The 25,814-nt window shown below is 67.3% G+C and carries 29 protein-coding genes and 2 tRNA genes; 14 read left to right on the top strand and 17 right to left on the bottom strand.

Annotation, left to right across the window (positions count from 1 at the left end; all coding sequences use genetic code 11):
• Positions 1–236 precede the first annotated feature (236 nt).
• Positions 237–312, top strand: a tRNA-Cys gene (locus C491_RS02015).
• 315 nt (positions 313–627) lie between these two features.
• Here C491_RS02015 and C491_RS02010 read toward each other — a convergent pair.
• The 3 genes from C491_RS02010 to C491_RS23090 all read right to left on the bottom strand — a co-directional run bounded on the left by C491_RS02010 (position 628) and on the right by C491_RS23090 (position 1,660).
• Positions 628–701 (bottom strand) — tRNA-Lys (locus tag C491_RS02010).
• A 65-nt stretch (positions 702–766) separates the two neighbouring features.
• Positions 767–1,465, bottom strand: coding sequence for a DUF7119 family protein (locus C491_RS02005; RefSeq protein WP_049891370.1), 699 nt, complete (start codon positions 1,463–1,465; stop codon positions 767–769).
• Between the two features lie 57 nt (positions 1,466–1,522).
• A complete protein-coding gene (locus C491_RS23090; RefSeq protein WP_005553398.1) occupies positions 1,523–1,660 on the bottom strand; it encodes a hypothetical protein in 138 nt (45 codons plus the stop codon).
• 505 nt (positions 1,661–2,165) lie between these two features.
• Here C491_RS23090 and C491_RS02000 point away from each other — a divergent pair.
• From C491_RS02000 to C491_RS01965, 8 genes are all read left to right on the top strand, one after another.
• Positions 2,166–2,660, top strand: coding sequence for a ferritin-like domain-containing protein (locus C491_RS02000; protein WP_005553396.1), 495 nt, complete (start codon positions 2,166–2,168; stop codon positions 2,658–2,660).
• Positions 2,661–3,026: 366 nt separating this feature from the next.
• Entirely contained in the window at positions 3,027–4,481 is a 1,455-nt protein-coding gene (locus tag C491_RS01995; protein WP_005553393.1) for a sodium-dependent transporter, read from the top strand.
• A complete protein-coding gene (locus C491_RS01990) occupies positions 4,481–4,798 on the top strand; it encodes a hypothetical protein (RefSeq protein ID WP_005553392.1) in 318 nt (105 codons plus the stop codon). Before C491_RS01995 ends, C491_RS01990 begins: the two co-directional genes overlap by 1 nt.
• 38 nt (positions 4,799–4,836) lie before the next feature.
• The gene (gene rimI / locus C491_RS01985; RefSeq protein WP_005553389.1) at positions 4,837–5,310 is read left to right on the top strand and encodes a ribosomal protein S18-alanine N-acetyltransferase; all 474 of its coding nucleotides are present in this window, start codon (positions 4,837–4,839) and stop codon (positions 5,308–5,310) included.
• Positions 5,311–5,361: 51 nt separating this feature from the next.
• Positions 5,362–5,781 (top strand): DUF5810 domain-containing protein, encoded by a 420-nt coding sequence (locus C491_RS01980; RefSeq protein ID WP_005553387.1) that lies wholly within the window; start codon positions 5,362–5,364, stop codon positions 5,779–5,781.
• Positions 5,782–5,806: 25 nt separating this feature from the next.
• Positions 5,807–6,223: a DUF5809 family protein gene (locus tag C491_RS01975; protein ID WP_005553386.1), complete on the top strand. Its 417-nt coding sequence runs from the start codon at positions 5,807–5,809 to the stop codon at positions 6,221–6,223.
• Between the two features lie 142 nt (positions 6,224–6,365).
• Entirely contained in the window at positions 6,366–6,935 is a 570-nt protein-coding gene (locus tag C491_RS01970) for an NUDIX hydrolase (protein WP_005553384.1), read from the top strand.
• A gap of 59 nt (positions 6,936–6,994) precedes the next feature.
• Complete coding sequence (locus tag C491_RS01965) at positions 6,995–7,372, top strand: rhodanese-like domain-containing protein (protein WP_005553382.1); 378 nt, start codon at positions 6,995–6,997, stop codon at positions 7,370–7,372.
• A 137-nt stretch (positions 7,373–7,509) separates the two neighbouring features.
• Here the strand turns inward: C491_RS01965 and yciH are convergent, their stop codons facing one another.
• The 6 genes from yciH to C491_RS01935 form a co-directional block, all read right to left on the bottom strand.
• Positions 7,510–7,803 carry a stress response translation initiation inhibitor YciH gene (yciH, locus tag C491_RS01960; protein ID WP_005553381.1) on the bottom strand — a complete coding sequence of 98 codons (294 nt, stop codon included), beginning with the start codon at positions 7,801–7,803 and terminating at the stop codon, positions 7,510–7,512.
• 67 nt (positions 7,804–7,870) lie between these two features.
• Positions 7,871–10,141, bottom strand: a complete 2,271-nt coding sequence (locus C491_RS01955; protein WP_005553380.1) for a transglutaminase TgpA family protein — start codon at positions 10,139–10,141, stop codon at positions 7,871–7,873.
• On the bottom strand, positions 10,138–11,205 hold the full coding sequence (locus C491_RS01950) for a DUF58 domain-containing protein (RefSeq protein WP_005553378.1): 1,068 nt from the start codon (positions 11,203–11,205) through the stop codon (positions 10,138–10,140). Before C491_RS01950 ends, C491_RS01955 begins: the two co-directional genes overlap by 4 nt.
• Positions 11,202–12,179 carry an AAA family ATPase gene (locus tag C491_RS01945; protein ID WP_005553376.1) on the bottom strand — a complete coding sequence of 326 codons (978 nt, stop codon included), beginning with the start codon at positions 12,177–12,179 and terminating at the stop codon, positions 11,202–11,204. The genes C491_RS01950 and C491_RS01945 overlap by 4 nt, the downstream gene beginning before the upstream one ends.
• A 191-nt stretch (positions 12,180–12,370) precedes the next feature.
• Positions 12,371–12,565 (bottom strand): cold-shock protein, encoded by a 195-nt coding sequence (locus tag C491_RS01940; protein ID WP_005553374.1) that lies wholly within the window; start codon positions 12,563–12,565, stop codon positions 12,371–12,373.
• Between the two features lie 71 nt (positions 12,566–12,636).
• Positions 12,637–12,906, bottom strand: a complete 270-nt coding sequence (locus C491_RS01935) for a DUF7573 domain-containing protein (RefSeq protein ID WP_005553372.1) — start codon at positions 12,904–12,906, stop codon at positions 12,637–12,639.
• Between the two features lie 90 nt (positions 12,907–12,996).
• Between C491_RS01935 and C491_RS01930 the strand changes: the two genes are divergently transcribed.
• Positions 12,997–13,191, top strand: a complete 195-nt coding sequence (locus tag C491_RS01930; protein WP_005553370.1) for a hypothetical protein — start codon at positions 12,997–12,999, stop codon at positions 13,189–13,191.
• A gap of 20 nt (positions 13,192–13,211) precedes the next feature.
• Here C491_RS01930 and C491_RS01925 read toward each other — a convergent pair whose 3' ends face one another.
• Positions 13,212–14,219, bottom strand: coding sequence for a 5,10-methylenetetrahydromethanopterin reductase (locus C491_RS01925; RefSeq protein ID WP_005553368.1), 1,008 nt, complete (start codon positions 14,217–14,219; stop codon positions 13,212–13,214).
• The gene (locus tag C491_RS01920; protein WP_005553367.1) at positions 14,216–14,986 is read right to left on the bottom strand and encodes a coenzyme F420-0:L-glutamate ligase; all 771 of its coding nucleotides are present in this window, start codon (positions 14,984–14,986) and stop codon (positions 14,216–14,218) included. Before C491_RS01920 ends, C491_RS01925 begins: the two co-directional genes overlap by 4 nt.
• Before the next feature lie 95 nt (positions 14,987–15,081).
• Between C491_RS01920 and C491_RS01915 the strand changes: the two genes are divergently transcribed.
• The 4 genes from C491_RS01915 (at position 15,082) to C491_RS01900 (ending at position 19,001) form a co-directional block, all read left to right on the top strand.
• Positions 15,082–16,416: an NUDIX domain-containing protein gene (locus tag C491_RS01915; protein ID WP_005553366.1), complete on the top strand. Its 1,335-nt coding sequence runs from the start codon at positions 15,082–15,084 to the stop codon at positions 16,414–16,416.
• Between the two features lie 294 nt (positions 16,417–16,710).
• A complete protein-coding gene (fabG, locus tag C491_RS01910; RefSeq protein ID WP_049891368.1) occupies positions 16,711–17,478 on the top strand; it encodes a 3-oxoacyl-ACP reductase FabG in 768 nt (255 codons plus the stop codon).
• Between the two features lie 90 nt (positions 17,479–17,568).
• Positions 17,569–18,498, top strand: a complete 930-nt coding sequence (gene ddh, locus C491_RS01905) for a D-2-hydroxyacid dehydrogenase (RefSeq protein WP_005553364.1) — start codon at positions 17,569–17,571, stop codon at positions 18,496–18,498.
• A gap of 2 nt (positions 18,499–18,500) precedes the next feature.
• A complete protein-coding gene (locus C491_RS01900; RefSeq protein ID WP_005553363.1) occupies positions 18,501–19,001 on the top strand; it encodes a GNAT family N-acetyltransferase in 501 nt (166 codons plus the stop codon).
• 49 nt (positions 19,002–19,050) lie between these two features.
• Here C491_RS01900 and C491_RS01895 read toward each other — a convergent pair whose 3' ends face one another.
• From C491_RS01895 to C491_RS01870, 6 genes are all read right to left on the bottom strand, one after another.
• Positions 19,051–19,560, bottom strand: a complete 510-nt coding sequence (locus C491_RS01895; protein ID WP_005553361.1) for an FKBP-type peptidyl-prolyl cis-trans isomerase — start codon at positions 19,558–19,560, stop codon at positions 19,051–19,053.
• Positions 19,561–19,657: 97 nt separating this feature from the next.
• A complete protein-coding gene (locus C491_RS01890; protein ID WP_005553359.1) occupies positions 19,658–20,896 on the bottom strand; it encodes a polysaccharide deacetylase family protein in 1,239 nt (412 codons plus the stop codon).
• Between the two features lie 164 nt (positions 20,897–21,060).
• Positions 21,061–21,678: a GTP-binding protein EngB gene (gene engB, locus C491_RS01885; RefSeq protein ID WP_005553357.1), complete on the bottom strand. Its 618-nt coding sequence runs from the start codon at positions 21,676–21,678 to the stop codon at positions 21,061–21,063.
• A 24-nt stretch (positions 21,679–21,702) separates the two neighbouring features.
• A complete protein-coding gene (locus tag C491_RS01880; protein ID WP_005553356.1) occupies positions 21,703–22,446 on the bottom strand; it encodes a maleate cis-trans isomerase family protein in 744 nt (247 codons plus the stop codon).
• Positions 22,443–24,056 carry a hydantoinase B/oxoprolinase family protein gene (locus C491_RS01875; protein WP_005553355.1) on the bottom strand — a complete coding sequence of 538 codons (1,614 nt, stop codon included), beginning with the start codon at positions 24,054–24,056 and terminating at the stop codon, positions 22,443–22,445. The genes C491_RS01880 and C491_RS01875 overlap by 4 nt, the downstream gene beginning before the upstream one ends.
• Positions 24,053–25,813, bottom strand: a complete 1,761-nt coding sequence (locus tag C491_RS01870) for a hydantoinase/oxoprolinase family protein (RefSeq protein ID WP_005553354.1) — start codon at positions 25,811–25,813, stop codon at positions 24,053–24,055. Before C491_RS01870 ends, C491_RS01875 begins: the two co-directional genes overlap by 4 nt.
• Between the last annotated feature and the right edge of the window lies 1 nt (position 25,814).

Here is a 25,814-nt window from a genome sequence, read left to right as displayed (position 1 = left end):
GTTTCGGGGAGTACTGGAGTGGGAGACCCTCTGGGAAATCCGATTCGCCGCCACCACTCATACTCATACCCACTAAGCCCGCACAGCAACGGCTGTGTGGGCTTTCCGTATTTGTGCAGTACGAATTTCATTGCCGTTGTCTCCCGTTGGTAATACGAGCAGTGCGCTCGAGCACACCCCTCGAGATCGGTCCGTACCGCTATGTTTAAACGACCGCAGTGACAACAGAGAACCGCGCCAAGGTGGCAGAGTCCGGCCGAACGCAGCGGCCTGCAGAGCCGCCCACCGCCGGTTCAAATCCGGCCCTTGGCTTGCTTCTATACGGTGAGTGACTGGACTAGCTGGCGGACGGATCGTCACTCCATAGTCGCTCCTTCGAGCGTAGTGATCACCACAACGTGCGTTACGAACCCACAGAGCGATCACCCGGTCTCGAACAGATGGCCGTTTCAGACCCAGGACATCACACCACCGGTAGTCGAACCGTTTCGGCAGCACTCTCGAGGTCGTTCCGGCAGGAAGGCGCCGAGTGTACTTTGAGCGTGTGGTTACGGTGACGTCACTTTGCTATCCAACTCGTATGGGTTTCATTACCTGTCGTTCGTGGATTCATTTGTGACAGGAAAGCGGGCCGGGCGCGATTTGAACACGCGACCGTCTGGTTAAAAGCCAGACGCTCTGCCAAACTGAGCTACCGGCCCTCTGTTCTGTACTATCGGCGAGTGCCGGTTAAACGTTTCTTTCTCGGTTTGTGATACTGTGAGCCTCAGTCGAAGTACTCCTCGAGCGCGGCCGTAACGAGCTCCCCGGGAGCGGCGTCTTCGATCGATGCGCGGCGTCGAAGGTCTCGGTAGCTATCGGGAGAGAGGGCAATCTCGATCCGGCCGAGTTCGACATCGTACTCTCTGAGCGCGTGCTCGATCGGTGTTCCGTCGTTGACGGCGCTGGCGACGCTGCGGACCTCTCGGACGGTAAGGTCGCCGTCGAGCGTGGCCCAGGCGAGGAGCAGTCGAGCCTCACCCCCGACGCGAGCGATATGCTTGGCCGCCGTCGGCGCGATGCGGCCGAGTGCGACCTGTTTGCGGACCGACCGTGGCAGGTCGTGAACGCGAGCCCACTTGCGGATGAACGAAACCGTCGCGTTCCCGCCGGTCCGCTCGGCCGCGGCCTTGTACGATCCCTCGCCGCGAACGAGCGCGGCACAGGCGGCGGCACCGCGAAGCATGTACAGGTGGTCATCGTTCGTGTCGCCGCTTGCGAACTGTCGAACGGTCTCGGCGGCGTCGGCGAGGCGGTCGGGATCGTCGGGATCGAACTGAACGGCCTCTCGAGCGTGTGGCCCGGCGACCGATTCGTCACCTCGGATGACGGGTGCGCCGACCGGTGACTCCCGGTCGGTGGGGACGGGTTCGGGAGGCCCGTCTGTGTCGTCCCCCATCTGATTCCGACGACGATCGTCAGTCATGTCGAAGTAGATGGTCCGTGAAGCCAAAAAGAACGAGGTTTTGGCGACACTCGCCAGTCATTCGTCTCGCTTTTCGGCGAGGTGCTCCCAGATTTCTGTGCAACCGGCTCCTTCCTCGATTCCGTCGAGATGTGCGTCGTCCGACTCATCATCGTCTTCGATCGGTTCCGGCTTGCAGTCCGGGGCGTGTGCCATGGACAACCGTTAGGCGCCTGAACGAATAAGTGGCGCTTCAGCCGCAAAGGATACCCGTGCTCACCCGTCTCGGACAATGGTGCCGCTATCTCGGATACTCTGTCGATTCGTCGTCCAGTGAGCCAGCGTCAACAGCGGTGTGTTAGCGCCGATTCCGACGGAGTCTCGAGTGGGAATCGGCGTCCGAACGCCCCGCGACTCTCGATTGGTGGAAGCTCGGGATCCGCCCCTGCCAGCGAGGGACGGAGGACGAGTTCTCGGCTTTTGCAGCCGGAATGTGGAAGAGGCAAGTTCGGCCGGTAAGTCTGGAGTCATAAGAAACGGGCTGGCGCGAACGCAGACGGTCGACTCGGCGTGAGATCTCGAGAGCAAAGAAGGCGGGCTTTCAACCACCGTCCGGTACGTCGAGAACCCCCTCCGATCGACCCGACCGTGTCTTCGGCCACCGCCTGCCCTCGCAGGGAGTCGACTTTTTCTTTCGGCTGGCGGAAGCGCTGGTGGAACAATGACAGTCGAAACCATTCAGGAGCTGTTCGAGCACGGTCTCGAGGACATCTATCACGCCGAACACGAACTGCTCGACGCACTCGAGGACCTCGAGGAGAACACCGAACGCGAGGAGATCTCGTCGGCGTTCGCCGAACACCGCGAGGAGACCGAGGGACAGATCGACCGTCTCGAGGAAGTGTTCGAGATTTTCGGCGAGCCGCCCGAGAAGGAGGAGTGTGAGGGTATCAAGGGACTGATCCAGGAGTACGAGGAGTTCACCGCCGAAGACCCCTCCCAGGAAGTACTCGACTACCACAGCATGGCCGCCGCGGAGAAGACCGAACACTACGAGATCGCGGCTTACGGGAACCTCATCCCGCTCGCCGATCAGCTCGGGATGGACGAGGCGGCCGACCTCCTCGAGGAGAACCTCCGGGAGGAACAGGAGGCTCTCGACGAGCTGACGGAACTGACCGAGTCCTTCGAGATGGACGCGATTCCTGCAGAGTAACACCATGACGGACGAGACCGAAAACGAAACCGACGACGAGACGCAGTACGGCGGCACCGAGGACGAACAGCCCGAGACCTCTATCGACGACGAGGACGACGAGGAGTAACCCTTCTTTCTCGTGGCACCGGTGTACGGGGCCCGTCCCTACTCGAACTGAAACGCACTTCCGTCGCATCGATCGGTGGAGCGTCTGCCGACGCCGACGTACGATTTCGACGGAACGACGGTTCTCGTTACTGGTGGAAGCTCCGGTACCGGACGGTCGTCTGATCGGTTGGGATTCGATCGGCCGGTCGCAAGATCCGTGCTGGCACATAACACATATAATCCTGCTCGAGGTAGACACCTGCGGAGGAACACAGCATGGCAGACGCCAAGACGGCTCGAGCGGAGTGGGGGACGCGGTTCGGTTTCCTGATGGCGATGATCGGCGCCATGGTCGGCGCCGGGAACATCTGGCGGTTTCCGTACGTAATGGGCGAGAACGGGGGCGGAGCGTTCGTTCTTGCCTTTCTCGTCCTGTTGTTCCTGCTAGCGGTACCGGGACTGATGGCCGAGGTCGCACTCGGTCGATACACGAACAAAGGTGTCATCGGCGCCTTCCGAGACGTCCTCGGGCGAGGCGGACTGGTCGGACTCGGTGTGATCGTGCTGCTCGTCAACATCGCGCTGATGTCGTACTACTCGCCGCTGATCGGATGGACGCTGTACTACGCAGTGCACTCGCTGTTGTTTACGTTTACTGCAACCGGGTTCGAGGCCGAGCCGTTCATGGAGACGTTCTTTGCGAATTCGGCCCTGATGATCGGACTCCACACCGTCGTGATGGGCACGGTCGCGGCAGTGCTCTTGCTCGGCATCCGCCGGGGCGTCGAACGGCTCGTCGTCTATGCCGTCCCGGCGCTGGTGATCGCGCTCGCAATCATGACGGTCCGGGGCCTCACACTCCCGGGTGCGAGCGAGGGGATCGCCTTTACGTTCGGAGTCCAGTGGGGGTACCTGTTCGAGGGGTCGACGTGGATCGCCGCGCTCGGTCAGGCGCTGTTCTCGACGGGACTGGGCTGGGGAATCGCCCTGACGGTCGGGAGCTACCTGCGGGAGTACGACGACGTCCCCCTCGGCGGCGGGATCTTCACCGCAATCGGCGAGTCGAGCATCGGTATCCTCGCGGCGCTGGCGATCTTCCCCGTCGTTTTCGCCGTCGGCGTCGAACCCGACGCCGGCGCGGGACTCGCCTTCGTCTCGCTCGTCCAGGTCTTTCCGGAGATTCCGCTCGGTGGACTCGTCGCGGTCCTGTTTTTCGTCGGGTTCTTCCTCGCGACCTTCACATCGGGGGTCGTTATCACCGAGGTCAGCGTCACGACGCTCACCGAGGAGACGAAGTATAGCCGGAAGCAGACGGTACTCGGGGTCTGCGGGCTGATCTGGCTACTCGGCATCCCGAGTGCGTACTCCGCCGATATCCTCGACTACCTCGATTTCGTCTTCGGCAACTGGGGGCTCCCGCTCGCAACACTGGCTATCATTGGCGTCATCGGCTGGGTCCTCGGGCCGGAGCGACTCCGCCTGCTGGTCGTCAACCGCAACGCGGGGATCTACGTCGGCAAGTGGTGGGACCCGGTGATCAAGTATGTTATCCCGGCAGTGATGATCTTCATCATGGCCTACTTCGCCTGGGAGGACTTCGGCTCGCCGGAGATGATCGGCGGGATGCTGGTCATCGTGCTGTTCCCGATCATCGGCTACGGGGTCATGTCGGTCCTCGAGGGCCGCGGCGGCGGTCCCGACGCTGCCGACGTGACCGGAGGTGACGACTGATGGTGCTGACCGCCGAAGTGATCGGGATGCTCGTCTTCACGCTGGCCGCCTTCTGGGGTCTGGCGACCTGGTCGCTCGTGCGAACGATGCGCCAGGAGGGACGCAAGGTCGAGATCCTCGAACAGCAGGATCGGATGGACACCTACTCCCCGGAGGCGCTGGCGGAGCTACGGGAGTGGATCCAGGCTAACCCGGACGATCCGCTCGTCGACGACGCTCGCCGCCGGCACAACGAGTGCATCGAGGCCCTTGAGGAGACCGACAGGCGGTTCTACGACTGGTCGGATAAGGAGATCGACCGCCTCGAGCGAGTCTGAGCGGGAGGGCTTTTGGTACTCGAGGAGGTAGACCGAGTGTGACGACGTCGGCCCCGGCCCCCGAGGAGGAGTACTCGATTCGGCCCGCGGAGCGTGCCGATCTGCTCGCGGTCGTTCGCATCGAGCGCGAGTCGTTTCCTCAACCGTGGCCCTACGACGCCTTCGAGCGCTTTCTCGACGAACCCGGCTTCCTGGTCGCCGTCGACGCCCTGGGCGCGGTGGCGGGGTACGTCGTCGCCGACGTAAACCGTCAGTACGGCCGCAACCGCGGCCACGTCAAGGATATCGCCGTCCGCCCGGAACGCCGAGGAAGCGGCGTCGGCTCCGCACTGCTGTCGCGTATCGTCGCCGTCCTCCTCTCCCACGGTGCCGACTCGATCAAACTCGAGGTCCGGGAGTCAAACGACGCGGCCAAACGGCTCTATCGGAAGTTCCGTTTCGAACCGCTCCGGCGGGTGCCGGGCTACTACGACGACGAGGACGCGATCGTGATGGTTCGAAAGCTCGAGTGATCCGCCGTCGGGAGCGGGGAGGTTTTAGGACCGACGACCCTACCACCGAACATGGGATATCGCTGTCCGGTCTGTGAGACCGAGGAGGCCGACGCCGTCCACCTCGCGAACCACTTCGCGGTCACCGCCTCGCTGGGACGGCCGGATCACGAGGCCTGGCTCGAGGATCACGTCCCCGAGTGGGGCGACTGCAGCCCCGAGGAGCTCGGCGAAATCGTCAGCGAGCACGCCGAGACCGTCGAGATGCCCGAGTTCGACGGTCACGACCACGCCGATCACGGCCGACCGGGCGGGCTCGAGGGGGACCTCGCCCGCCAGAGTCGTCAGCCGGGTCGTGGCTCGATGACGGCCGAGGCGGAGCAGGTACTCCGGGAAGCCCGGGAGCTGACCGAGCAGATGGCAGACGGAACCGACGACACCGTCGACGGCGAGGCTGAATCCGGGACCGAGAACGGAAACGAAAACGCGTAACTGCCGGACCCGCGAGGAGCCACGTATGGAGACGACGGGAACGTTCACGTTCGAGTCGCCCGCGGAAGCGCGCGAACGCTACGAGTCGATCGGCCCGGCAGCACAGACGGTCGTCCGCGAGGTTGCAAAGGCGATGGCGTTCGATCGCGAGGAGTACGACGAGCGCGTCGACGGCGACGTCGTCGAAACCGCCCGCGACGCCCTGTTCGCGAGCTTACTCGAGGTACGAGTCGGTTCCCGCGAGGAGTACGAGGAGTGGTGCGAGCGCTACGACGGCGAGGTGACCGAGGTCGGCCACGAGCGCGTCGACCGCGTCGTCTGGCACGCCGGGCCGGCCGACGAGGCCGTCGCGGCGACGTTCCAGGACGAGCAGGAAGCCGCCGTCGCGACGCTTCGTCGCCAAGCGTTCGGTCGGCTCTACCGGGATCTCTTCGAGGACTGATACGGATTGCTGTAACGATTTACCGGCGCAACCGCCACCCGGGTCGCGGTTGCGCCGGAGGTGACTTACAGTAAACCGTCTGACGACGTCCTCGAGCGCGGAGACGGTATCTATTCCCCCTTCGAGCACACAGCCGTTCTCCATGACCGACATCGACGACTGGGAGCTCCTAGAGGAAGTGACCGAGTACGACACCCCCTGGTACGAGGGCGGCTACGACCGGCTCCGCCAGCCCGACGGTTCCGAGAAGCAGTACTACTGGGCCGACCTCCCGCCCGCGGTCGTCGTGGTCGCCCGGGTCGACGCCGACGTCCTCGAGGACGACGAGAACGGACAGGATCACCTGCTGTTCGTCGAGCAGTACCGGCCGACGATCCGCGAGACCCACCTCGAGCTTCCCGCAGGGATCGTCGAGGACGGCGAATCCTACACGACCGCGGCCGCCCGGGAGCTCGAGGAGGAAACCGGCTTTCGACCCTCGAGCACCGCACTCCTCCAGGAGTACGCGGTCGCGACGGGCGTGTTGCGCCACGACCGGGCGGTCGTCTACGCCGAGGGCCTCGAGCCCGGCGAGCGCGAGCTCGACAACAACGAGTTCCTCGAGGTGACGACGGTGCCGATCACCGAAGCCTTCGAGCGCGCCCGCGAACAGCCGGCCAACGACTCGACGCTGACCGCGCTGTTGCTTGCGAAGGAAGACGGGCTGCTCTGACCGCGGATCGGTGCCGGAACCCGTGGCGCTTATTCGAGCGGCGTTCCAACCCCGGAGCAATGGACGGCGAAATTTCGACGGCGGAGGTACGTGAGTTACTCGAGGACGACGCCGACGTTCGGGTCGTCGACATCCGCGATGAGCACAGCTTCGCGCACAGCCGAATTCCGGGCAGTCAGAATCTCCCGTTTCAACAGCTCTCGGCACGGATCGAGGAACTCGAGGGAGCGGACCACATCGTCACCGTCTGTCCACACGGGAAGGCGAGCGTCCAGGCGGCTCAGCTCATCGGCTCCTACGAGGGGACCGCCGACGCCCGCGTCGAGAGCATGGCCGGCGGACTCGAGGAGTACGGGATGAGGTACGGGCTCGCCCGCGGCGATGACGGCGAGGGCGACGACGCTGCGGACGCCGAGCCGCCGGAGTCGCCGTTCTGAGTTCTGTTCGGCGCCTCGCTCACCGAAGGTTCGAGCCATCGGCTCGCCGGTTTCTCCATCGAAAAAGATCGATCGCTGAGAGACACGGTGCGCGAGTCGTGGAGTTCGGAAGTCGTCTCAGAGCATCGCGGGCTGGATCAGGCGACGTTGAAGCCGCGGTCCCGAAGGAAGTCCTCGATGCGACCGGTATGATTACCCTGGAGTTCGATCTGACCGTCCTCGACGGTCCCCCCGCAGGCGAACTTTGATTTGAGATCCGACGAGAGACTGTCCAGGTCGACGTCCTTCGGGTCGAATCCTTCGACGATCGTTACCTCTTTTCCGTATCTGCGCTCGTCAATGCGGATGTTGAGTTGCTGTTGTCCCTTGGCTACGTCCTCACAGACGCAAAGCTCTTCGGGCAGCCCGCACGTCGAGCAGACTTCCGACATTACGATCGAAAGTACGGAATGGGCATATTAAACACTATCGGGACCCGCGCCGCGTCGGGCGGTCTTTTTAAAACCGATCGAGAAGCGGGAGTCGTTCTCGAGCCAGATCGTCGACGATCGCGATCGCCTCGTTGGCCGCCTCCCGATCGACGCCGCCGCCGTAGGTCGCCCGCTCGTAACAGTGCGCGACCCGCTCTGCGCGCGGGTCCAGCGACTCCGCCGCGGACAGCGCCGAGAGGTACTGTCGGCTCGACTCGCCGCGGCGCCGCGGACGGTACTCGCGGGCTAGCAGTCGCTCGAGCCGGTGGTACGCTCGCTGGGCGTCCTCATCCGGATCACCGCGGCGGCCGTGCCAGTAGAGGCGGAACTCCCGGCGGACTCGTCGGCTCGCGCCGGTTCGTCGAACCCCCGCAGCCAGCCCGATCAGCCCGAGGATTCCGATCGCAAGCTGTTCGCGGGTGATCGTTACGACCTCCCGCGGATCGAACCCGTCGTCGCTTCCGCCGTTCGCGCTCGTGCCGTCGTCCGCGTCGCCCGATTCCGTGTCGTCGGGTTCCGTGTCGTCGGGACCGTCGTCATCGGTCTGGCCGTCGTCGGACTCGTTCAGCTCCTCGTCGTCGGACTCGTTCGGCTCCTCATCGTCGCTCTCTTCCTCCTCGTCCTCGTCGTCGGAGATCGGAACGTCCTCGCTCTCCTCGATATCGACGCCGTCGTGGCCGTCCTCGCGGGCCTCTTCGAGGCGATCGTTGTGCTCGTCCTCGCGGGCGTCGCCGGGCGTCGGCTCGAAGGTGACCCAGCCGTGATCGGGGAAGTAGACCTCGACCCAGGCGTGGGCGTCGAGTCCGCGCACGACGTACTCGCCGTCGTCGATCTCCTGCCCGCTGGTGTAGCCCGTCGCGTACCGGGCCGGGATTTCCTCGGCGCGCAGCATCTGGACCATCGACGTCGCGAAATAGACGCAGTAGCCCTCGTCCATCTCGAAGAGGAACTCCTCGGCGACGTTGCCCGAGGGCTTGTCGACGTCGAGGGAGTACCCCTTCGACGAGCGGAGGTACTGCTCGATCGCGACGGCGGCGTCGTAGTTCGTCTCCGCGTCCGCGGTCACTTCGGCGGAGTATTCTTCGAACTCGCTCGAGGTGTCCTCGGGGAGCTGGAGGTAGTCGTGATCGTCGATCACGTGGTCGGGGTAGTCGGTCCCCGCCCCCCGGAGCTCGTCGGGGTCGGGGTCGACGATGGCGCTCTCAACGGCGTACTCGTCGCCCTCGACGAGTGTGTCTGCGGGCTGGGGCTGGCCGTGGGCCGAGACCTCGGCGTGTCTCACGGGTGGCCCCTCGAGCCCGACCTGCTGGGCCGCGCCGGGGAGCACGCCCAGTTCGGTCTGTGCGGTGACGCGCTGGCTGACCGTCTCGTGATCGCCCGGTGGCCCGTCGATCGAGCCGTCGTACTCCCCGAGGGAGCCCGAGCGGATCCACTCGTCGCCCGCGAAGCGATCGTAGACGCCGGTTCGCCAGTACGATCGTTCTTCGGAGTCGACCGTGAACCGGACCTCCGGCGAGAGATCGACCTGGCCGCTGATTCCGGAGCGCTCGTCGGCGGTGTCGATCGTCCCCTCGAGCGTGCCGTCCCCGCCGCCGGAGACCGTCGCTTCCTCGTCCTCGCCGGGGAGGATCGTGACCGACAGCGAGAGGACGATCATCGCCGCGAACACCACCGCGAGCAGGTCGGTCTGGGCGACCGAGCCGCCGCGCCGCTCGAGCTCACCGAAGCCGACGGCGCCGATCCCGGAAGCGGTTCCGATCAGGGTGATCGTCGTCCCCGCGTCGCCGGTCAGCACGAGGAACAACAGCGCGAGGCCTCCGGGGACGACGGCGACGGCGTAGCGACCGCGCACGGCGAGATACCACGAGAGGAAGGCGGGGCCGGGTGCGAACCCGAGCGTCCAGAGTCCCGCCTCGACCATACGGAGCAGGGGAAGTCCAGTCGCGAGCGCGGCGGTGTCGTCGAGGATCGTTCCGGTCGCGGCGAGCGCAGCGTCGACGCCGACCCCCGTGGCCTCGAGGTAGTAGGCGAAGCCGACGACGACGACGACGATCGCCGCCGCCGTCGCCGTTCGAGGACGGATCGCCCGCGCGAGGACCGTCGCCGCGACGAGCATCGTCCCGACCAGCACGAGCAGCGATCCGGTGCCGCCGACGACCTGGGTCACCTCGCGCAGCACCCAGACGTACGAGCCGATCAGCGCCGCCACGCAGGCGAGTGCGAGCAGTCGGAACGGGCCGGCGCCGACCGATCGCTCGAGGTCGACGTCGACGGTTCGCCCGCGCGAATCGGTGCTCACGCGGCCACCCCCGGGGTGCCGTCCGTCTCCGCGTCCGCGTTCGACGATCCGTTTCCGTCGCTCCGGCTGTCAACAGCCGTCCGACCGTCGGCACCGCGGAGCCGGTCGAACGGGATCTCGTGGCCCTCGACGATGACCGTCGTTCCGTTTGTGTCCGCCTGGACCAGGACATCTGCCTCGGTCCGGCTCCGCTCGTCGAGTTCCTCGGCCTCGAGGACGGCGAGCGATCGGAGCAGCGACCGGTGGTGCCGACGGCCGGTGCTCGGTGGGTGTCCCTCGGCGCCGACGGTCAGGCCGACCCGGACCTCGCACTCGAGCAGGTAGGTCGCGACGCTGGCGACAGCTGCGGCCAGCTCGTCCTCCTGGCCGGGGGTACACTCGGCGGCGACCGTGGCCGCGCCGACGGTCTCGTCGGCGGCGAACTCCTTGACGACGAGTTCGTCGTCCGGTCGCTTGGCCGCGGACTTCCAGTGGACCTCCCGGAGCGGATCGCCGCGCTGGTACTCCCGGAGGTGGTCGAACTCCTCACGGTTGGCCTCCCGTGCGACGCCGGCGAGTGCCTCGAGGTCGCGACTCGCACCGTTCTGCAGGTCGTAGATCCGCGGGTAGGCGAGCACCGTCATCGTCTCCTCGTACTCGAACCGTCGCTCGAAGAGTCCGAACACGTCCCGCACCGCGATCGACACCGGACCGATCCGGTGTTCGCCACGCTCCTCGAGCGTGAGATCGTACTCGAGTTCGGTCTCACCATCGAGGGTCGTCTCGACGGTCGGGTCCGGTGCGGCGAGCCCGTCGCCGACCTCGTCGCGGACGGTCGCGGCGACGCTCGAGTCGGTTTCGATCGCGACGGTCACGGTCCGAGTCTCGCCGAGAAATCCTTCCGGAATCGAGCCTCGTCTGACTCGGGGTCTGTCGGCCCTGACCGTCGTGAGGACGCCGGCGACGACGACCACCACCAGTGGGATGACGACGGCGTCGAGCGAGCGCGGCCCGTACTGCCAGCTCATCACGGCTCCGAACGCGACGACCGCGACGACCCCCCAGCCGCGACTCGTGAGTCTCATTCGACGGTCGTGTACTCGAGGGCGTCGGCGACGACCGACTCGCCGTCCCGGTCCCGGCTCTCGGTCTTGATCCGGTGGCTCAACACGACCGGTGCCTCCGTCTGGAGATCGTCCGGAACGACGTACTCGCGGCCCGCGAGGGCGGCGCGAGCCTGCGCGGCCCGCAGCAGTGAGATCGTCGCCCGCGGACTGACGCCGATGCGGGCGTGTTCGCGGGTGTAGCCCGCCAGTCGCGTCGCGTACGCTCGAACCGGCTCCTCGACCCGGATCTCGGCGACGGTCTCGCGGGCGCGAACGAGCGTCTCGAGGTCGGTCACCGGCTCGAGGGAGTCGATCGGGTGGTGGCCGACGGCCCGGCCGAGCAGTTCGGTCTCCTCCTCGGCGTCGGGATACCCCAGACTGAGCTTCTTCATGAAGCGGTCGATCTCGGCGAACGGCAGCTCGTAGGTCTGGTTGGGTTCGACGGCGTTCTGGGTCGCGATGACGGTAAAGGGATCCGGCAGCGCGCGGGTCTCGCCGTCGACGGTGACCTGTTCCTCGGCCATCGCCTCGAGCAGTGCCGACTGGGTCTTCGGCGGCGCGCGGTTGATCTCGTCGCCCAGGACGACGTTGGCGAAGATCGGTCCCGGATTGAACTCGAACTCGCGGGTCTTCTGGTTGAAAACGTTGACACCGGTGACGTCCGCGGGCAGAAGATCGGGCGTAAACTGGATTCGTCGGAACGTACAGTCGACCGAGCGGGCGATCGAGCGGGCGAGCATCGTCTTGCCGACGCCGGGAACGTCGTCGAGCAGGATGTGTCCGCGCCCGAGAAGCGCCGTGATCACGTGTTCGATCGCGTCGTCGTGTCCGACGATGACGCGGGAGACGTTCGACTCGACGTCCGTACAGAGGTCCTCGATCGTCGAGACGGGGAGGGGTTCCGGTTCGGAGGGAGCGCGGTCGGCCGCGGACTGGGAGGTCGGCTCGCTCATGGCTCGAGACGATCTCCGTCGGGAACCCGCAAGCTACTCATCAGTACGGTATCAGGGAGTTAGAACCATATGTTTTGTGTTGACGGGGACCGGTCAGCGGTCCGTACTCGGACGCCAGCCTAACGGTCCCGTTCGAGCGTCGCCACTACGGGGATATAGCAGTCAGAAAACGATACCTCCGTCGTGACACCTCAGAGCCGTTCGACGTCGTTCGCCCGCGGGCCCTTGTCGGCTTCCACGATCTCGAACTCGACTTCCTGGCCCTCCTCGAGGTCGGGGCCACCGACGTCTTCCATGTGGAAGAACACGTCCTCGTCTGCGTCCTCGGTTTCGATGAAGCCGTAACCGCCCGTGTCGTTGAAGAATGCGACCGTACCTTTCGCCATTGCAAGTTCATAGAACCGCGACAGAGATATAAATGTTCGGGAGGGAGTACCGCACTCGGGATCTCGAGCGATTACCAGGACTTACAGTCCGGACAGACGAGCGCTCCCTCCTCTCGCCAGACGCGTTCGACGGTCGTCTCGCAGCGCTGGCAGGTGTAGGAGCCCCAGGCGTAGGTCGACAGCGCCGTTCCGTACTCGCTCGAGTCGCGGCCGGTTCCCTGATCAGCTTCGTCTCCGGTGGAGCCGTCCCCATCGGATTCCTTGCGTTCCCGCCCGCGTTCGCCGTCGTCGGCCCGATCCGTGGACCCGGTGAACGAGGAGAGCGTCGCGTCGTCGGTCATTGCTCTCGCGTACGATCGGCGACGGGTTAAGTTCGACCGTTCGGTGCCGGGATCGGCACCCCCAAGTACCATCCCTGACAACACGCAGCTATGGACTCCGCCGTAGTGATGAACGTGATCGTGGACAACGTTCGGGAGATGAACGAGTACTTCACCGAGGTCGCGATGGGCGACGGGCTCGCCCCGCTGCTCGTTCTCGTCGGGACGTTGCTGATCGTCTTCTCGCTGGGCGTCTTCGGCGCCCTGACGCTGGGCGCCGTCGGCGACCTCTTTACGTCGAGCTAGAACCGCCCGACTGTTTCGGACTACACAACGCGCTCGAGCGCCTCGCTCGCCCGCTCGATCGAGTCCTCGAGCTCCGGCCCCAGCGGCGAGCCGACGACGATCCCGTCGACGTGCTCGAGGGCGGCCGCGAAGCGGTCTGCGACCGTTTCGGTCGTGCCGGCGATACAGAAGCGGTCAATCATCCGCGGCGTCACGTACTCGAACGCCTCCCCTAGCTCGCCGTTCTCGACCGCGTCGCTGATCTCGCTTGCAGCCTCGCGGTCGATGTCGTGACGGTCGAGAACGGGATCGGCCGCGCCGCCGACGATGAAGGCGACAGGCGGTCGAGCCGCCTCGCGGGCCGCGTCCTCGTCGGCAGCGACGCTGGTGCTGGCGAACGCGAGCGACTCGAAGCTCTCGTACTCCTCGGGACGGTCCTCGAGGCCCTTCTCGAGCTGTCCCGCGGCCCACTCGAGGTCGTCCGGGTGGGCCGCGTTGATCAGTACTCCGTCGGCGTGTTTCGCGCTCATCCGAAGCATGTGGGGGCCCTGCGCACCGACGTAGACCGGCAGCTCGCGGGGCTCGAGGTTGAGCGAGGCGTCGCGGGCGGTGAACGTCCCCTCGTGGGTGATCGTCTCGCCGGCCCAGAGGTCGCGGGCCACGTCGAAGGACTCGAGCACCCGCCGCAGCGGCCGCTCGTGCTCGTAGCCCAGATTCGAGAGCGCGGAACGATCGCCCGCGCCGACCCCGAAGACCCCGCGGCCGTCGCTGACCTCGTCGATCGTCGCGGCCTGGCTCGCGAGCCTGACGGGATGGGTGTCGTAGGGGTTGACGATTCCCGGACCCAGTTCGATCGTCTCGGTCGCCTCGGCCATCTTCGTGAGCGCGACGAACGGGTCGCGGTTGAAGTAGTGGCTGCTCGCGAACGCGACGTCGAACCCCTCGCGTTCCGCGACGCCGGCGAGTTCGCCCATCCGCTCGGGCGCGTGTTCCGGCGTGAGTTCGATACCTCGAGTCGTCTCCTCTGTCGATGTCTCGTGATCAGTCATTGTTCGAATTCCCACTCCCGCAGGGCCTGGCGAACCAGGTCGTCCTCGACGTCTCTGAACAGCTCGTCGCTTCCCTCGAGGTCGCCGAACGCCCAGTCGCGGACGACGACCGCGGGGGTGCCGTCGGCTCCCTCCCCGGTGACGAGGTTGGCCGCGCTCGCGAGTTCGTCGACCACCGACTGGACGGTGACGCCGAGTTCGCGGCCGTCTCGGTCTGGTTCGCCGCGCCAGTCCCGGCTCGCCGACATTCCGGCCCAGCCGAGCGCGACGCCGCGCTGGCCGTGGCGGAACGGTCGTCCGCAGGTGTCGGTGACGACCACGGCGACGTCCTCGTGGCCACGCTCCGCGAGCCCCGCCCGGATGCGCTCGGCGCTTTCCGTCGGCTTCCGGGGGAGCAAGAGGAGGTCGTGGTCGGGAACGTTCGAGCGGTCGATCCCCGCGTTGACGCAGATGTGGCCGAAGCGGGTTTCGGTGAGCATGAACGGACACTCGATCAGCAGTTCGGTGCTCTCCTCGAGGACAGCCTGGGCGAACCGGGGATCCTTCTGTTCGCCCGCGACCGCGCCGATCCGTTCGGCGAGCTCCTTCGCACGACCGCTGACGGGGTACTCCTCGAGATCCGCCGTCCGTCCTTCGGCCTTCGAGACGATCGTGCTCGCGACGGTGAGCACGTCGCCGGGCTCGAGGGCGGCCCGATCGGCGACGAGGTCGGCGATGTCGTCGCCGGGCCGGATCTCGGGCAGATCCGTCACTGCGTGCAGTTCCATACCGAAGCGTGGGGCAGCGCCGCCAAAAGCGCACCGTCACCGGAGCGTTTGTCCGGTCCGAAAGCGACTCCAGGGCTCCCGACCTCGACTCGGATATGACCGGGACTACCGATGCAGACGACGACCGCGACCGTTCCCACGTCGTCACCGCCTTCCTCCGCACCGACGGCGACGTGCTCCTGTTGTGCCGCAGCGACGCCGTCGGTACCTACGCAGGGCAGTGGGGCGGGGTCTCCGGGTTCGCCGAAGGGGAGCCGGACGCACAGGTCAGTACGGAGATCCGCGAGGAGACCGGCCTCGAGGACGACGCCGTCTCGCTCGTCCGCTCGGGTCGGCCCGTCGAGTTCGCCGACACGGACGTCGGGCGCGAGTGGGTCGTCCACCCCTACCTCTTCGACTGCGAGGACCGCGAGGTCGAACTGAGCGAGGAGCACGACACCGCCGAGTGGGTTTCCCCGACCGAAATCGTCGACCCCGACTCGGACCGCGAGACGGTGCCGGAGCTGTGGACGGCCTACGAGCGGGTCGCGCCGACGGTTCGCTCGATCGCCGCCGACAGCGAGCACGGCGCCGCCTCCCTGTCGATCCGCGCGCTCGGGGTCCTCCGGGACCGTGCGGGGTTACTCGTCGCCGAGCGCGACGCCAGCGAGCCCGCGAGCGACCCCGACGAGGAGTGGGACGAGCTCGCCGAACTCGCCCGTCGGCTGCTCGAGGCCCGGCCCTCGATGGTGGTCCTGCGAAACCGAGTGAACCGGACGATGGCTGACGCCGAGGCTGCAGCAGACGGAGCGCAAGCCGGTGCGCCCGCCGTCCTCGAGGCTGCCCTCGCGGGCATCGACCGCGCGCTCGAGGCCGACGCGGAGGCGGCGGCGACCGCGGCCGACTCGCTCGAGGGAAGCGTTATGACCCTCTCGCGATCCGGCACCGTCCTCGAGGCGCTCCGCGCGGGCGAGCCGTCGCGGGTGTTCGTCGCCGAGTCCCGACCCGCACGGGAAGGCGTCGGCGTCGCCGAGGCGCTGGCCGAGGACGTCCCCGTCACGCTGCACACCGACGCGGCCGCGGCCCACCTGCTCGCGACCGAGGACGTCGACCGGGTGTTCGTCGGCGCGGACACGATCCGGGCCGACGGCGCGGTCGTGAACAAGACCGGAACTCGGGCGCTGGCGGTCGCCGCTGCACGGGAGGACGTTCCGGTGACCGTCGTCGCCGCCACTGACAAGCTCTCGACCCGCGAGGAGCTGAACCTCGAGTCCGGCGATCGGTCGGCCGTGTACGACGGCGACGCCGGAGTCGACGTGGCGAACCCGACGTTCGACGTCACGCCCGCCGACTGCGTGAGCGCGGTCGCCACCGAGCGTGGGTTACTCGAGCCGGAGGCGCTCAAGGAGGTTGTCGCGGAGCTTCGCGAACTCGAGAACTGGCGGCCGTAGACGAAGACATCGGTGGACGTTCGAGAGCCGGACCCCGTTCGAGCCGTCGGTGTTCGGCCCGCTCGAGCGGTCCGTTGCGTGGGGTTTTTGCGTGCGACCGGCGTAGGTCGGTCGTGGCGGCCGTGACGAAGAGTTACCCCCTCTGAGCCCCTTGTGACGAGGGATTTTCCCCGAGCCGCCATCGCTACTTCCTTCAGCCGTAGCTGCCGTATTCGCTTTCACGACCGGATGGAGACGTCCTCGAGAGCTCCGGCGCGTCGTAGCTTTATGCTGTTGCTCGTGGTCCGGAGGCGCATGACGGGAGACGATGCGGTAGCGATCGTTACGGGCGCAGCGAGCGGCATCGGAAGGGGGATCGCCGAGGTACTCGCGAATGAGGGAGCGACGGTCGTCGTCGCCGATATCGACGAGGACGCCGCTCGAGAAACGGCCGACGAGCTATCGGGCGAGACGATGGCAGTACCGGTCGACGTGACCGATCCCGACGAAACGAATGCGCTCGCGGAGGCCGTCGTCGACGAGTACGGTCGGATCGACATCCTGTGTGCGAACGCCGGGATCTATCCCTCCGCACCGTTGAACGAGCTGTCGACCGACGACTGGGACGACGTCCTCGACGTCAACGTCAAGAGCGTGCTCCTGTCGGTGCAGGCGTGTCTTCCACACATGAAAGCACGGGAGTACGGTCGGATCGTCCTCACCTCGTCGATCACGGGGCCGATGGTCGGCTATCCCGGCTGGGCCCACTACGGCGCGAGCAAGGCCGCGATGCTGGGATTCATGCGAACGGCGGCGATGGAAGTCGCCGACGCGGACATCACGATCAACGCGGTGTTGCCGGGGAATATCCGGACTGGCGGACTCGACGACCTGGGCGAGGAGTACCTCGACCGAATGCGCGCTTCGATTCCGAAGGGGACGCTCGGAACCCCGGAGGATATCGGACACGCGGTCGCCTACCTCGCCTCCGAGGAGGCGGGGTACGTCACCGGCGCCACGCTCGTCGTCGACGGCGGACAGACGCTTCCGGAATCACAGCTCGCGCTCGAAGAGCTGGAATGAGAGCTTCGGAGCCGGCACTCCGCCAGAGCCACCGCCCCCCGTGGGGACTGGACACAAACTTGATCCTCGAGTCGTTCGTACCGGTCGGCCATGCAACCCGAACTCGAGCGACTGGGCGTTCACGAATCGGTCGAACTGGTGTTTCCGCCGTCGGAGCTCGCAGAGTTCCTCTCCGATCTTCCCGTCGACGTCGCCGTTATCGACGACGACGAGATCGACTCCTGTGACGCCGTCGTTACCCTCGAGCACCGCGACGCGTTTCTCGAACTGGAGTGGGTCCACTCCATTCAGGCCGGCGTTGACCGCTTCCCGTTCGAGGAGTTCGAGGAGCGTGGCGTCCTGCTGACCAACAGTACGGGGATCCACGACCGCTGGGTCGGCGAGACGGTCGCGAGCTACCTGCTCGCCTTCGCCCGACGTCTCCACCGACACGTCGCGAATCAGCAGGAGCGACGCTGGGAGCGACCCGAGTGGGACGACGGTTTCACGCTGCCGGGGACGACCGCGTGCGTCGTCGGTACCGGAACCCTCGGCAGCGGCGTCGCCGAGGTATTGGGCTCGCTGGGCGTTCGGATCACGGGCGTTCGCCGCTCGGGCGACCCCGTCGAGGGCTTCGAGGAAGTCTACGCGAGCGAGGACCTGCTCGAGGCCGTCGCCGACGCCGACTTCGTGATCGTGACGATCCCGCTGACCGAGGCGACCCACCACATGTTCGACGCCGAGGTCTTCGACGCGATGGCCGACGACGCCTACCTCGTCAACGTCGGCCGCGGCCCGGTCGTCGACGAGCCGGCGTTGATCGACGCCCTCGAGACCGATTCGCTCGCGGGCGCGGCGCTGGACGTCTTCGAGACCGAACCGCTTCCCGAGGAGTCGCCGCTGTGGGAGATGGAGGAGGTGATCGTCTCACCTCACTGTGCAGCCTTCTCCGAGGACTACTATCGGGCCGTCGGCGACCTCGTCCGGGAGAACGTCGACCGGGCGGAGCGCGGGGAGTCGTTCCACAACCGGGTCGTCTGACCGTGTCGGGCGTCGGGGTCCGACGCGCGAAACCGGGCGACGCCGAGGCGATCGCAGACGTCCACGCCGCGGCGATCCGCGAGCGCGGCGCGGGCTACGACGAGCGGGAGCTGCGGGCCTGGCTCGCGAACGTCCACCCCGAACGGTATCCGATCGGCGAGCGCGAGGCTGGGATCGACGTGCTCGTCGCAGAACGGGATGACCGGATCGTCGGGTTCGGCTGGCTCGATCGCGATCCCGCCGAGCGCGACGAGTCGACCGCCGAGATCGTGGCCGTCTACGTTCGTCCGGACGCCGTCCGCGAGGGGATCGGAACGGCGATCCTCGAGCGACTCGAGGGGATCGCCCGGGAGGCGGGACTCGCGGAACTCGTCCTCGTCGCCTCGAAGAACGCCATCGACTTCTACCGTACCCGGGGGTACGACCCCGACGAGACGGTCGCACTCGAGATGACCGCGGACGTCTCGCTCGCGGGCCTCCGGATGCGAAAGCAGCTCCCGTAGCGCGGATCGCGGGCGTTCGACGGGGCACAACGCGGAGTTCGTTCGATCGTCACTCCCCTGACGACGGGTCCTCGCGCACCTCGAGCACCTCGAGTTCGATCTCCACCGGAACGCCCGCGAGCTCGTGGTTGAAGTCGACGGTGGCGGTGTCGTCGTCGACAGCCGTGATCCAGCCGGTCTTCCCGTCGTCGGTGTGGACCTGCGTCTCGGTCTCGAGCGAGCCCTCGGCCGGCGAGTCGTCGATCTCCTCGAGCGGGAACTCGACGACCCACTCCTCCTCGTGCTCGCCGAACGCCTCCTCGGGCTCGAGGCGAAACGTCGTCTCGACGGGCAGCTCCTCGGGATCGACTTCGAGTTCCTGCAGCGTCCGCTCGACGCCCGGTACGACCGCCCCCTCGCCGACGCGGATCTCGAGTGGCTCGTAATCGCGGTCGTCGTGGTAGATTCCCGTCTCCCTCGCGAGTTCCGGGTCGGTGGTGTCGAACGGCTCTCCCGTCTCACCATCGTCGACGATACGTCCCGTGTAGTGACAGATCGCGACCTGCCCGAGTTCGACCATCGTCCGTACCGACCACGGTCACGTCCAAGAAGCCGTCGCCGGCCGTCGTCTGCCGAGGGTCGGTATGGGTAGCCTCGAGGATGTGTCCTGACCACGTTCACTCCCTGAGACGCTGGAGGGCAGCCCGCCCTGCGACAGCGACGGTCGCGAGCAGCCCGGTTCCGGCGGCGATCGCGGGACCGTTCTCCCGGACGGTCGAGCCGGCGCCGTCCCCGCTCGAGTCGCTCGCGCTCTCGTTCGTCGCCGCCTCGCCCTCGTCGGCTTCACCGTCGCCGTCGCTCTCGGCGTCCTGATCGTCGTCTTCCTCACCGTCTTCCTCGGTCCCCAGCATCTCGTCGGGACCGATGTCGAGGTCCGAGAGCGCCTCGCGGAGCGTGACGATCTCGAGATCTCGGGCTTTCGCCTCCTGGATGGCGAAGCGGACGCGCTCTTCGGTCGTCTCGTCGAACTGGCTGTGGCCGACGACGATCCCGAGGTAGTCGCCAGCGGCGACCTGGTCGTAGAACGCCTCGATCTCGGACTCGGTCGAGGACTGGCCGTCGATGCTCGTCCGTCCGAGATCGTACGGGTCGATGTCGGCGATTCCGTTCAGCCCGTCCCCCTCGCGGTTCGCAAAGCCCGCGTAGTGTTCTTCGACCAGCTCCTCGACCAGTCCCTCGCTGCGGCCGAAGGGGGAGACGAAGTAGTCGACGTCGACGCCCATCTCCTCGAGTTCCGCCTTCGAGCCGACGACCTCCTCGCGGATCCGCTCGTCGGTAAAGCGGACGAACGTCTCCTCGGCCGCGAACGACTCGTCGATTGGCTCCTCGAGCTCGAGATAGAACCCCTCGTCGTCCTCGCCGCCGCCGGCGATGACGTTCTCGACCGTTCCGTCCTCGTTCCCGACGACGATCGGTTCGTCCTCGTGATCGCCGAGGAAGCTACCGTCGACCGAGAGCCGCTCGTCGTCCGGTTGGGCCGGTGCGGTCAGATAGAGGTTGCCGACGACGTCGTGACTCGCCGTATGGGACATGATCTCCCACCCTTCCGACTCCATCTCGCGGAGGTGTTCCGGAAGCAGCCCCCACCCGGTGTCGACGTACTCCGTGACGGCCGCACAGCAGGCCGGCACGCCTTCCTCCTGGTGAACCGGGAACGTCTGGTCCCAGTCCTCGCGCCAGCTATCGTCGTAGATGAACACGAGCCGTCCGTTCGTCTCCCCGTTGTTGCCGTCGCTGGCCGCGGTCGTTCCGGCGCCGACCAGCGCGAGCAGGCTCGCCGCACCGAGTCCAAAGAGTCCGCGTCGGGTGGTCCGCACCTCGAGGGCCGAGACACTGGCCCCTCGATCGTCGTCCATACTCGAGGACGTTCCGTTCGGGCTATTATTATCGTTCGATTAAGCGCCAGGAGTACTCGAGCACCGTCCCGAACCGTGTCGGAGGCCAACACGGCTCATCTGCACCGGGGGTCGAAGCGGAGACGTCACCCGAACCCGGGAGAGCGAACGAGACGGGAACCCGATCAAAAGAACTTGAAGAGGTCGTCCCGGCCCTGCTCGTGGAGGTGGTCGCGAACGGCCTCGTTCAGGGGATCGATCCGCCCCTTCTTGGCGGTGATCGGCGCGATCGTCTCCTGCCACTGCTTCCAGGGCGGGAGCAGCCCCAGCCGGTCACAGAGCTCGTTCAGTCGCTCGTCGCGGTCGTCGACCTTGTCCATCTTGTTGACCGCGACCACCGTCGGGATATCGAGTTCGCGCAGGAAGTGGTACATCTCGACGTCGTAGGGGATCTCGTCCGGACCCGAGTGACGGTCGATGATGTCGATGACGCTCTTGCCGTCGACGACCAGGATCCCGACGAGGACGTTGTCGGCGTACTCCTCGAGGTAGCGGACGATGTCGGTCTTGATCTGCTCGCGGCGGTCCTCGTCGACGCCGCTCATGAAGCCGAAGCCGGGGAGATCGGTGACGACGAAGTCCTCGGCGGTCCAGTCGAAGTGGTTCGGCTCGCGGGTGACGCCGGGTTTGCCGCCGGTGTCGAACGTGTGGCCGGTGATCTCGCGCATGAGCGTCGACTTGCCCACGTTCGAGCGACCGACGAGGGCCACCTCGGCCTCGCGGTCGGGACGGGTGTCGAACATACTCGATCGTCGTCGCGCCGCGGTTTATACGTGGCGCGACGGCTCCGCGAACAGCGCTCCCGGCGCGTCCACCGTGGTGTCGAGGTGGCGACAGAGATCCCACAGCGTCGCGCCGTTGCTCGTTACCACCGGAACGCCGAGTTCGGCCTCGAGATCGCCGACCGCCTCGAGCGACTGGTAGTTCGTACACGAGAGAAACACGGCGTCGATCGACGCGGCGAGGTGGGCGTTGACCACCTCCAGCACCTGTTCGTGCGCATCTTCCGGCTCGAGCGTACCGATTTCCGTATTCGCTTCGATCCCCCGACCCTCGATCGCGACGACCTCGAAGCCCGCCGCCTCGAGGAACTCGCGTTCCTTCGCGTCGAGGTCGGCGGTGTAGGGCGTGACGACGGCGATCCGCTCGGCGTCGAGGGCCTCGAGGGCCCGACAGACCGACCGAGCCGTCGCGACGGCCGGAACGCCCGCGGCTTCGCCGATCTCGGCCTCGAGTTCGGCGTCGAAGCCGGGGCCGTGGAGCAGGCTGCCGGTCGTACAGGCGTAGGCGACGGCGTCGACGTCGGCGTGACCGAGCAGCTCGCCCCCTCGAACCGCGTCGTGGCTCATCTCGTCGAGCGCGTCGACGGTAACCGACTCGAGGGCCATCCGCGCCGCGTGGACGGTCGTCCCCTCGGGGGCGAACTCGCGGAACTCGGGTTCGGCCGTCGTATTCGAGGAGGGGACGATCAGCCCGAGTCGGACGGGTCGGTCGGAGTCGTCGTCGCTCACGGCTCCTCACCGTCCGTGACCGCGCCGTCGGCTCGATCCTCCTCGAGCGCGTCGGGATCACGCTCGTCGGGGTCGCCGTGGCCGCCGCCACCGGGCGTTCGGACGGTGATCGTCGTCCCGGCCTCGACGTCGACGGTCGTCTTCGCGGCGACGGGCTCACCGTCGATCAGATTCTCTCCGACGGCGCCGTCCTCGCCGCCCGCAACGCCGTTCGGCGCGTGGCGTCGGCGCTCGGTCAGCAACGAGACCGTCGCGTCGGTCTCGACCGTGAGGGTACGTTCGAGGCCGAGCCCACCGCGGAACCGGCCGCGACCGCCGCTGTCGGGTCGTAGGGCGTAGCGCTCGACCCGGAACGGGTACTCCGTCTCGATCGATTCGACGGGCGTGTTGAGCGTGTTCGTCATCCCGACCTGAACGCCGTCCATGCCGTCTGCGTCGGCTCGAGCGCCGAAGCCGCCGCCGATCGTCTCGTAGTAGGTAAAGGAGCCGTCGCGGGCGCCGACGGTGAGGTTGTTCATCGTCCCCTGGCTCTGGGCGGGGACGCGCTCGGGTGCGGCCTTCGCGAGCGCGGCAAAGACGACGTCCGTCGCTCGCTGGCTGGTCTCGACGTTGCCGCCGACGACCGCCGCGGGCGGGGTCGGATTCAGCAGCGACCCCTTCGGCGCGGCGACGGTGACGGGCTCGTAGCAGCCGTCGTTCGGCGGGATCTCGGGGTCCGTGACGCAGCGAACGACGAAGTAGACCGCGCTCTTCGCCACGGCCAGCGGCGCGTTGAGGTTCCCTTTCAACTGACCCGCGGTCCCCGCGAAGTCGACGGCGACCGACGCGCCGTCTATCGTTACTGACGCCCGGATCTCGACGTCCTCGTCGGTGATGCCGTCGCCCTCGAGGACGTCCGTCGCCTCGTAGGTGCCGTCCGGAAGCTCGCGAAGCTTGGCGCGCATTCGGTCGCCGGAGTAGTCGATCACGGCGTCGAATCCCGCGAGGACGGTCTCGCGGCCGTGTTCGTCGAACAGTGCCTCGAGGCGCTCGGCGGCCCGCTCGTTCGCCGCCAGCTGCGCTCGGAGGTCGGCCCGCCGCTCTCTGGGGTTGCGGACGTTCGCGAGTACGAGCGCACGGACGTCCTCGCGGACCTCGCCGCCCTCGACGAGCTTCGTCGGCGGGAGCCTGAGTCCCTCCTGGTAGATCTCGCGGGCGCCCGCCGGCATGCTGCCGGGGGTCATCCCGCCGACATCGGCGTGGTGGGCCCGCGAGACGGCGTAGCCGACGATCTCTTCAGTGACCGTGATCGGCGACACCATCGTTACGTCGGGCAGGTGGGTGCCGCCGGCGAACGGGTCGTTGAGGACGAACACGTCGCCGGGTTCGGGATCGTACTCGCGGACGGCGTCGACGGCTTCGGGCATCGCACCCAGGTGGACGGGGATGTGTTCGGCCTGGGCGACCATCCGCCCCTCGGCGTCGAACAACGCCGTCGAGCAATCCCGGCGCTCCTTGATGTTCGGCGAGTAGGCGCCCCGAATGAGCGTCTGACCCATCTCCTCGGCGACGCCCTCGAGCTGGTTGCGCAGTACCTCCAGGGTGATCGGGTCGATCTGTGTGTCGCTCATCGAGAATCATCCTCCGTCATGACGACGGTTCCGTCCTCGAGCACGTCGCCCGCCCAGCCGGGCGGGACGACGGTCGTGCTCTCGGCCTGTTCGAGCACTGCGGGCCCATCGACGACCGTCTGAGACTGGAGGCGGTCGCGCTCGTAGACGGTCGCGGCCCGTGGGCCGTCGACGTCGGGGAAGTACGCCTCGCGCGTACCGAGACGGGGATCGCCCCCTCCCTCGTGACGGACGGTCGGCGAGGCGCCCTCGACTGTGGCCGACGCTCTGAGCGTGACGATCTCGACCGACTCGTCCATCCGGTAGCCGTAAGCGCGCTCGTGGGCGGCGTGGAACCGTTCGGTGACGGCCTCGAGGTCGACGGCGTCGTCGACGGGCACCGTGAGTTCGAAGCTCTGCCCGGCGTACCGGCAGTCGGCGGCGCGTTCGATCCGCGCGGCGCCGGGGTCGGAGGCGTCCGCGAGCACGCGCTCGACGAGGTCGTCGTAGACGGCGTCGACCCGGTCCGGCTCCGCGTCCGCGCGGGCGAGCTGGACGGTTCGGGCGGCGTCGTAGCTCTCGTCGGCCGCGAGCAGCCCGAACGCCGAGAGCACCCCGCCGGGCCGGGGGACGACGACGCGGTCGACGCCCAGCGAGTCGGCCAGCGCCGCGGCGTGCATCGGGCCCGCGCCGCCGAAGGCGACCAGCGCGAACTCGCGGGGATCGTGGCCCCGCTCGACGGTTACCGACCGAATAGTGCGGGTCATCGTCGCGTTCGCGACCCGGTAGATTCCCCGTGCGGCCTCGAGCGCGTCCTCGAGGCCGGCCTCGTCGGCTAGATCAGCGAGCGCGTCGCGGGCGGCCTCGACGTCCAGAGTCATCTCGCCGCCGAGCGCGGTGTCGGGGCCGATGTAGCCGAGCACGACGTTGGCGTCGGTCACGGTCGGCTCGGTGCCGCCCTTCCCGTAGCAGACGGGGCCGGGTTCGGCGCCCGCGGATCGGGGGCCGACACGGAGTGCGCCGCCATCGTCGACCCAGGCGATCGAGCCGCCGCCCGCGCCGACGGTGTTGACGTCGACCATCGGCGTGCGAATCGGGAGGCCGTCGATCTCGGCGTCGGTCGTCCGCTCGGCCTCGCCCTCGCGGACGAGGCTCACGTCGCTCGAGGTGCCACCCATGTCGAACGTGACGAGCCCCTCGACGTCGGCGTCGTCGACGGTGGCGGCGGCGCCGACGACGCCCGCCGCCGGCCCCGACAGCGTCGTCGTCACGGCGTGGTCCCGAACGGTCTTGGGGTCGGCGATCCCGCCGTTGGCCTGCATGATCTGCGGGGCCGGAATCCCGGACGTTTCGGCCTCGTCGACCAGTCGGCCGACGTAGCGGTCGATCGCGGGCCGGACGTAGGCGTCGACCGCGGTAGTCGAGGTGCGCTCGAACTCGCGGAACTCCGCGAGCACCTCGTGCGACGCGGAGACTGGTACCTCGAGCTCCTCGCGCAGGATTTTGGCGACCCGCTGTTCGTTGTCGGCGTCGGCGTAGGCGTGGAGCAGACAGATCGCGACGCTCTCGACGCCCCGTTCGCGCAGGGTCGCCGCGAGCTCCCGCACCTCCTCGGGATCGACCGGGCGCTCGACGCCCTCGGCGGTGGTCCGCTCGTCGACCTCGAACCGCCGCCGTCGGGGGACGAGCGGCTCGGGTTTCTCCGCCTCGAGGTCGTACAGATCGGGCCGATCCTGTCGGCCGATCTCGAGGACGTCCCGGAACCCCTCGGTCGTCACG

It is taken from the genome of Natronococcus amylolyticus DSM 10524 (assembly GCF_000337675.1).
Lineage (GTDB): Archaea > Halobacteriota > Halobacteria > Halobacteriales > Natrialbaceae > Natronococcus > Natronococcus amylolyticus.
The sequence above is the reverse complement of the archived record's forward strand: the minus strand, read 5'-3'. Positions and strand labels throughout refer to the sequence as shown.

What these genes read in the sequence shown, in the direction of transcription:
- C491_RS02005 (WP_049891370.1), bottom strand. Translation starts at nt 1,465, where the DNA reads ATGACTGACGATCGTCGTCGGAATCAGATGGGGGACGACACAGACGGG.
- C491_RS23090 (WP_005553398.1), bottom strand. Translation starts at nt 1,660, where the DNA reads ATGGCACACGCCCCGGACTGCAAGCCGGAACCGATCGAAGACGATGAT.
- C491_RS02000 (WP_005553396.1), top strand. Translation starts at nt 2,166, where the DNA reads ATGACAGTCGAAACCATTCAGGAGCTGTTCGAGCACGGTCTCGAGGAC.
- C491_RS01995 (WP_005553393.1), top strand. Translation starts at nt 3,027, where the DNA reads ATGGCAGACGCCAAGACGGCTCGAGCGGAGTGGGGGACGCGGTTCGGT.
- C491_RS01990 (WP_005553392.1), top strand. Translation starts at nt 4,481, where the DNA reads ATGGTGCTGACCGCCGAAGTGATCGGGATGCTCGTCTTCACGCTGGCC.
- C491_RS01980 (WP_005553387.1), top strand. Translation starts at nt 5,362, where the DNA reads ATGGGATATCGCTGTCCGGTCTGTGAGACCGAGGAGGCCGACGCCGTC.
- C491_RS01975 (WP_005553386.1), top strand. Translation starts at nt 5,807, where the DNA reads ATGGAGACGACGGGAACGTTCACGTTCGAGTCGCCCGCGGAAGCGCGC.
- C491_RS01970 (WP_005553384.1), top strand. Translation starts at nt 6,366, where the DNA reads ATGACCGACATCGACGACTGGGAGCTCCTAGAGGAAGTGACCGAGTAC.
- C491_RS01965 (WP_005553382.1), top strand. Translation starts at nt 6,995, where the DNA reads ATGGACGGCGAAATTTCGACGGCGGAGGTACGTGAGTTACTCGAGGAC.
- yciH (WP_005553381.1), bottom strand. Translation starts at nt 7,803, where the DNA reads ATGTCGGAAGTCTGCTCGACGTGCGGGCTGCCCGAAGAGCTTTGCGTC.
- C491_RS01950 (WP_005553378.1), bottom strand. Translation starts at nt 11,205, where the DNA reads ATGAGACTCACGAGTCGCGGCTGGGGGGTCGTCGCGGTCGTCGCGTTC.
- C491_RS01945 (WP_005553376.1), bottom strand. Translation starts at nt 12,179, where the DNA reads ATGAGCGAGCCGACCTCCCAGTCCGCGGCCGACCGCGCTCCCTCCGAA.
- C491_RS01940 (WP_005553374.1), bottom strand. Translation starts at nt 12,565, where the DNA reads ATGGCGAAAGGTACGGTCGCATTCTTCAACGACACGGGCGGTTACGGC.
- C491_RS01935 (WP_005553372.1), bottom strand. Translation starts at nt 12,906, where the DNA reads ATGACCGACGACGCGACGCTCTCCTCGTTCACCGGGTCCACGGATCGG.
- C491_RS01930 (WP_005553370.1), top strand. Translation starts at nt 12,997, where the DNA reads ATGGACTCCGCCGTAGTGATGAACGTGATCGTGGACAACGTTCGGGAG.
- C491_RS01925 (WP_005553368.1), bottom strand. Translation starts at nt 14,219, where the DNA reads ATGACTGATCACGAGACATCGACAGAGGAGACGACTCGAGGTATCGAA.
- C491_RS01920 (WP_005553367.1), bottom strand. Translation starts at nt 14,986, where the DNA reads ATGGAACTGCACGCAGTGACGGATCTGCCCGAGATCCGGCCCGGCGAC.
- C491_RS01915 (WP_005553366.1), top strand. Translation starts at nt 15,082, where the DNA reads ATGACCGGGACTACCGATGCAGACGACGACCGCGACCGTTCCCACGTC.
- fabG (WP_049891368.1), top strand. Translation starts at nt 16,711, where the DNA reads ATGACGGGAGACGATGCGGTAGCGATCGTTACGGGCGCAGCGAGCGGC.
- ddh (WP_005553364.1), top strand. Translation starts at nt 17,569, where the DNA reads ATGCAACCCGAACTCGAGCGACTGGGCGTTCACGAATCGGTCGAACTG.
- C491_RS01895 (WP_005553361.1), bottom strand. Translation starts at nt 19,560, where the DNA reads ATGGTCGAACTCGGGCAGGTCGCGATCTGTCACTACACGGGACGTATC.
- C491_RS01890 (WP_005553359.1), bottom strand. Translation starts at nt 20,896, where the DNA reads ATGGACGACGATCGAGGGGCCAGTGTCTCGGCCCTCGAGGTGCGGACC.
- engB (WP_005553357.1), bottom strand. Translation starts at nt 21,678, where the DNA reads ATGTTCGACACCCGTCCCGACCGCGAGGCCGAGGTGGCCCTCGTCGGT.
- C491_RS01875 (WP_005553355.1), bottom strand. Translation starts at nt 24,056, where the DNA reads ATGAGCGACACACAGATCGACCCGATCACCCTGGAGGTACTGCGCAAC.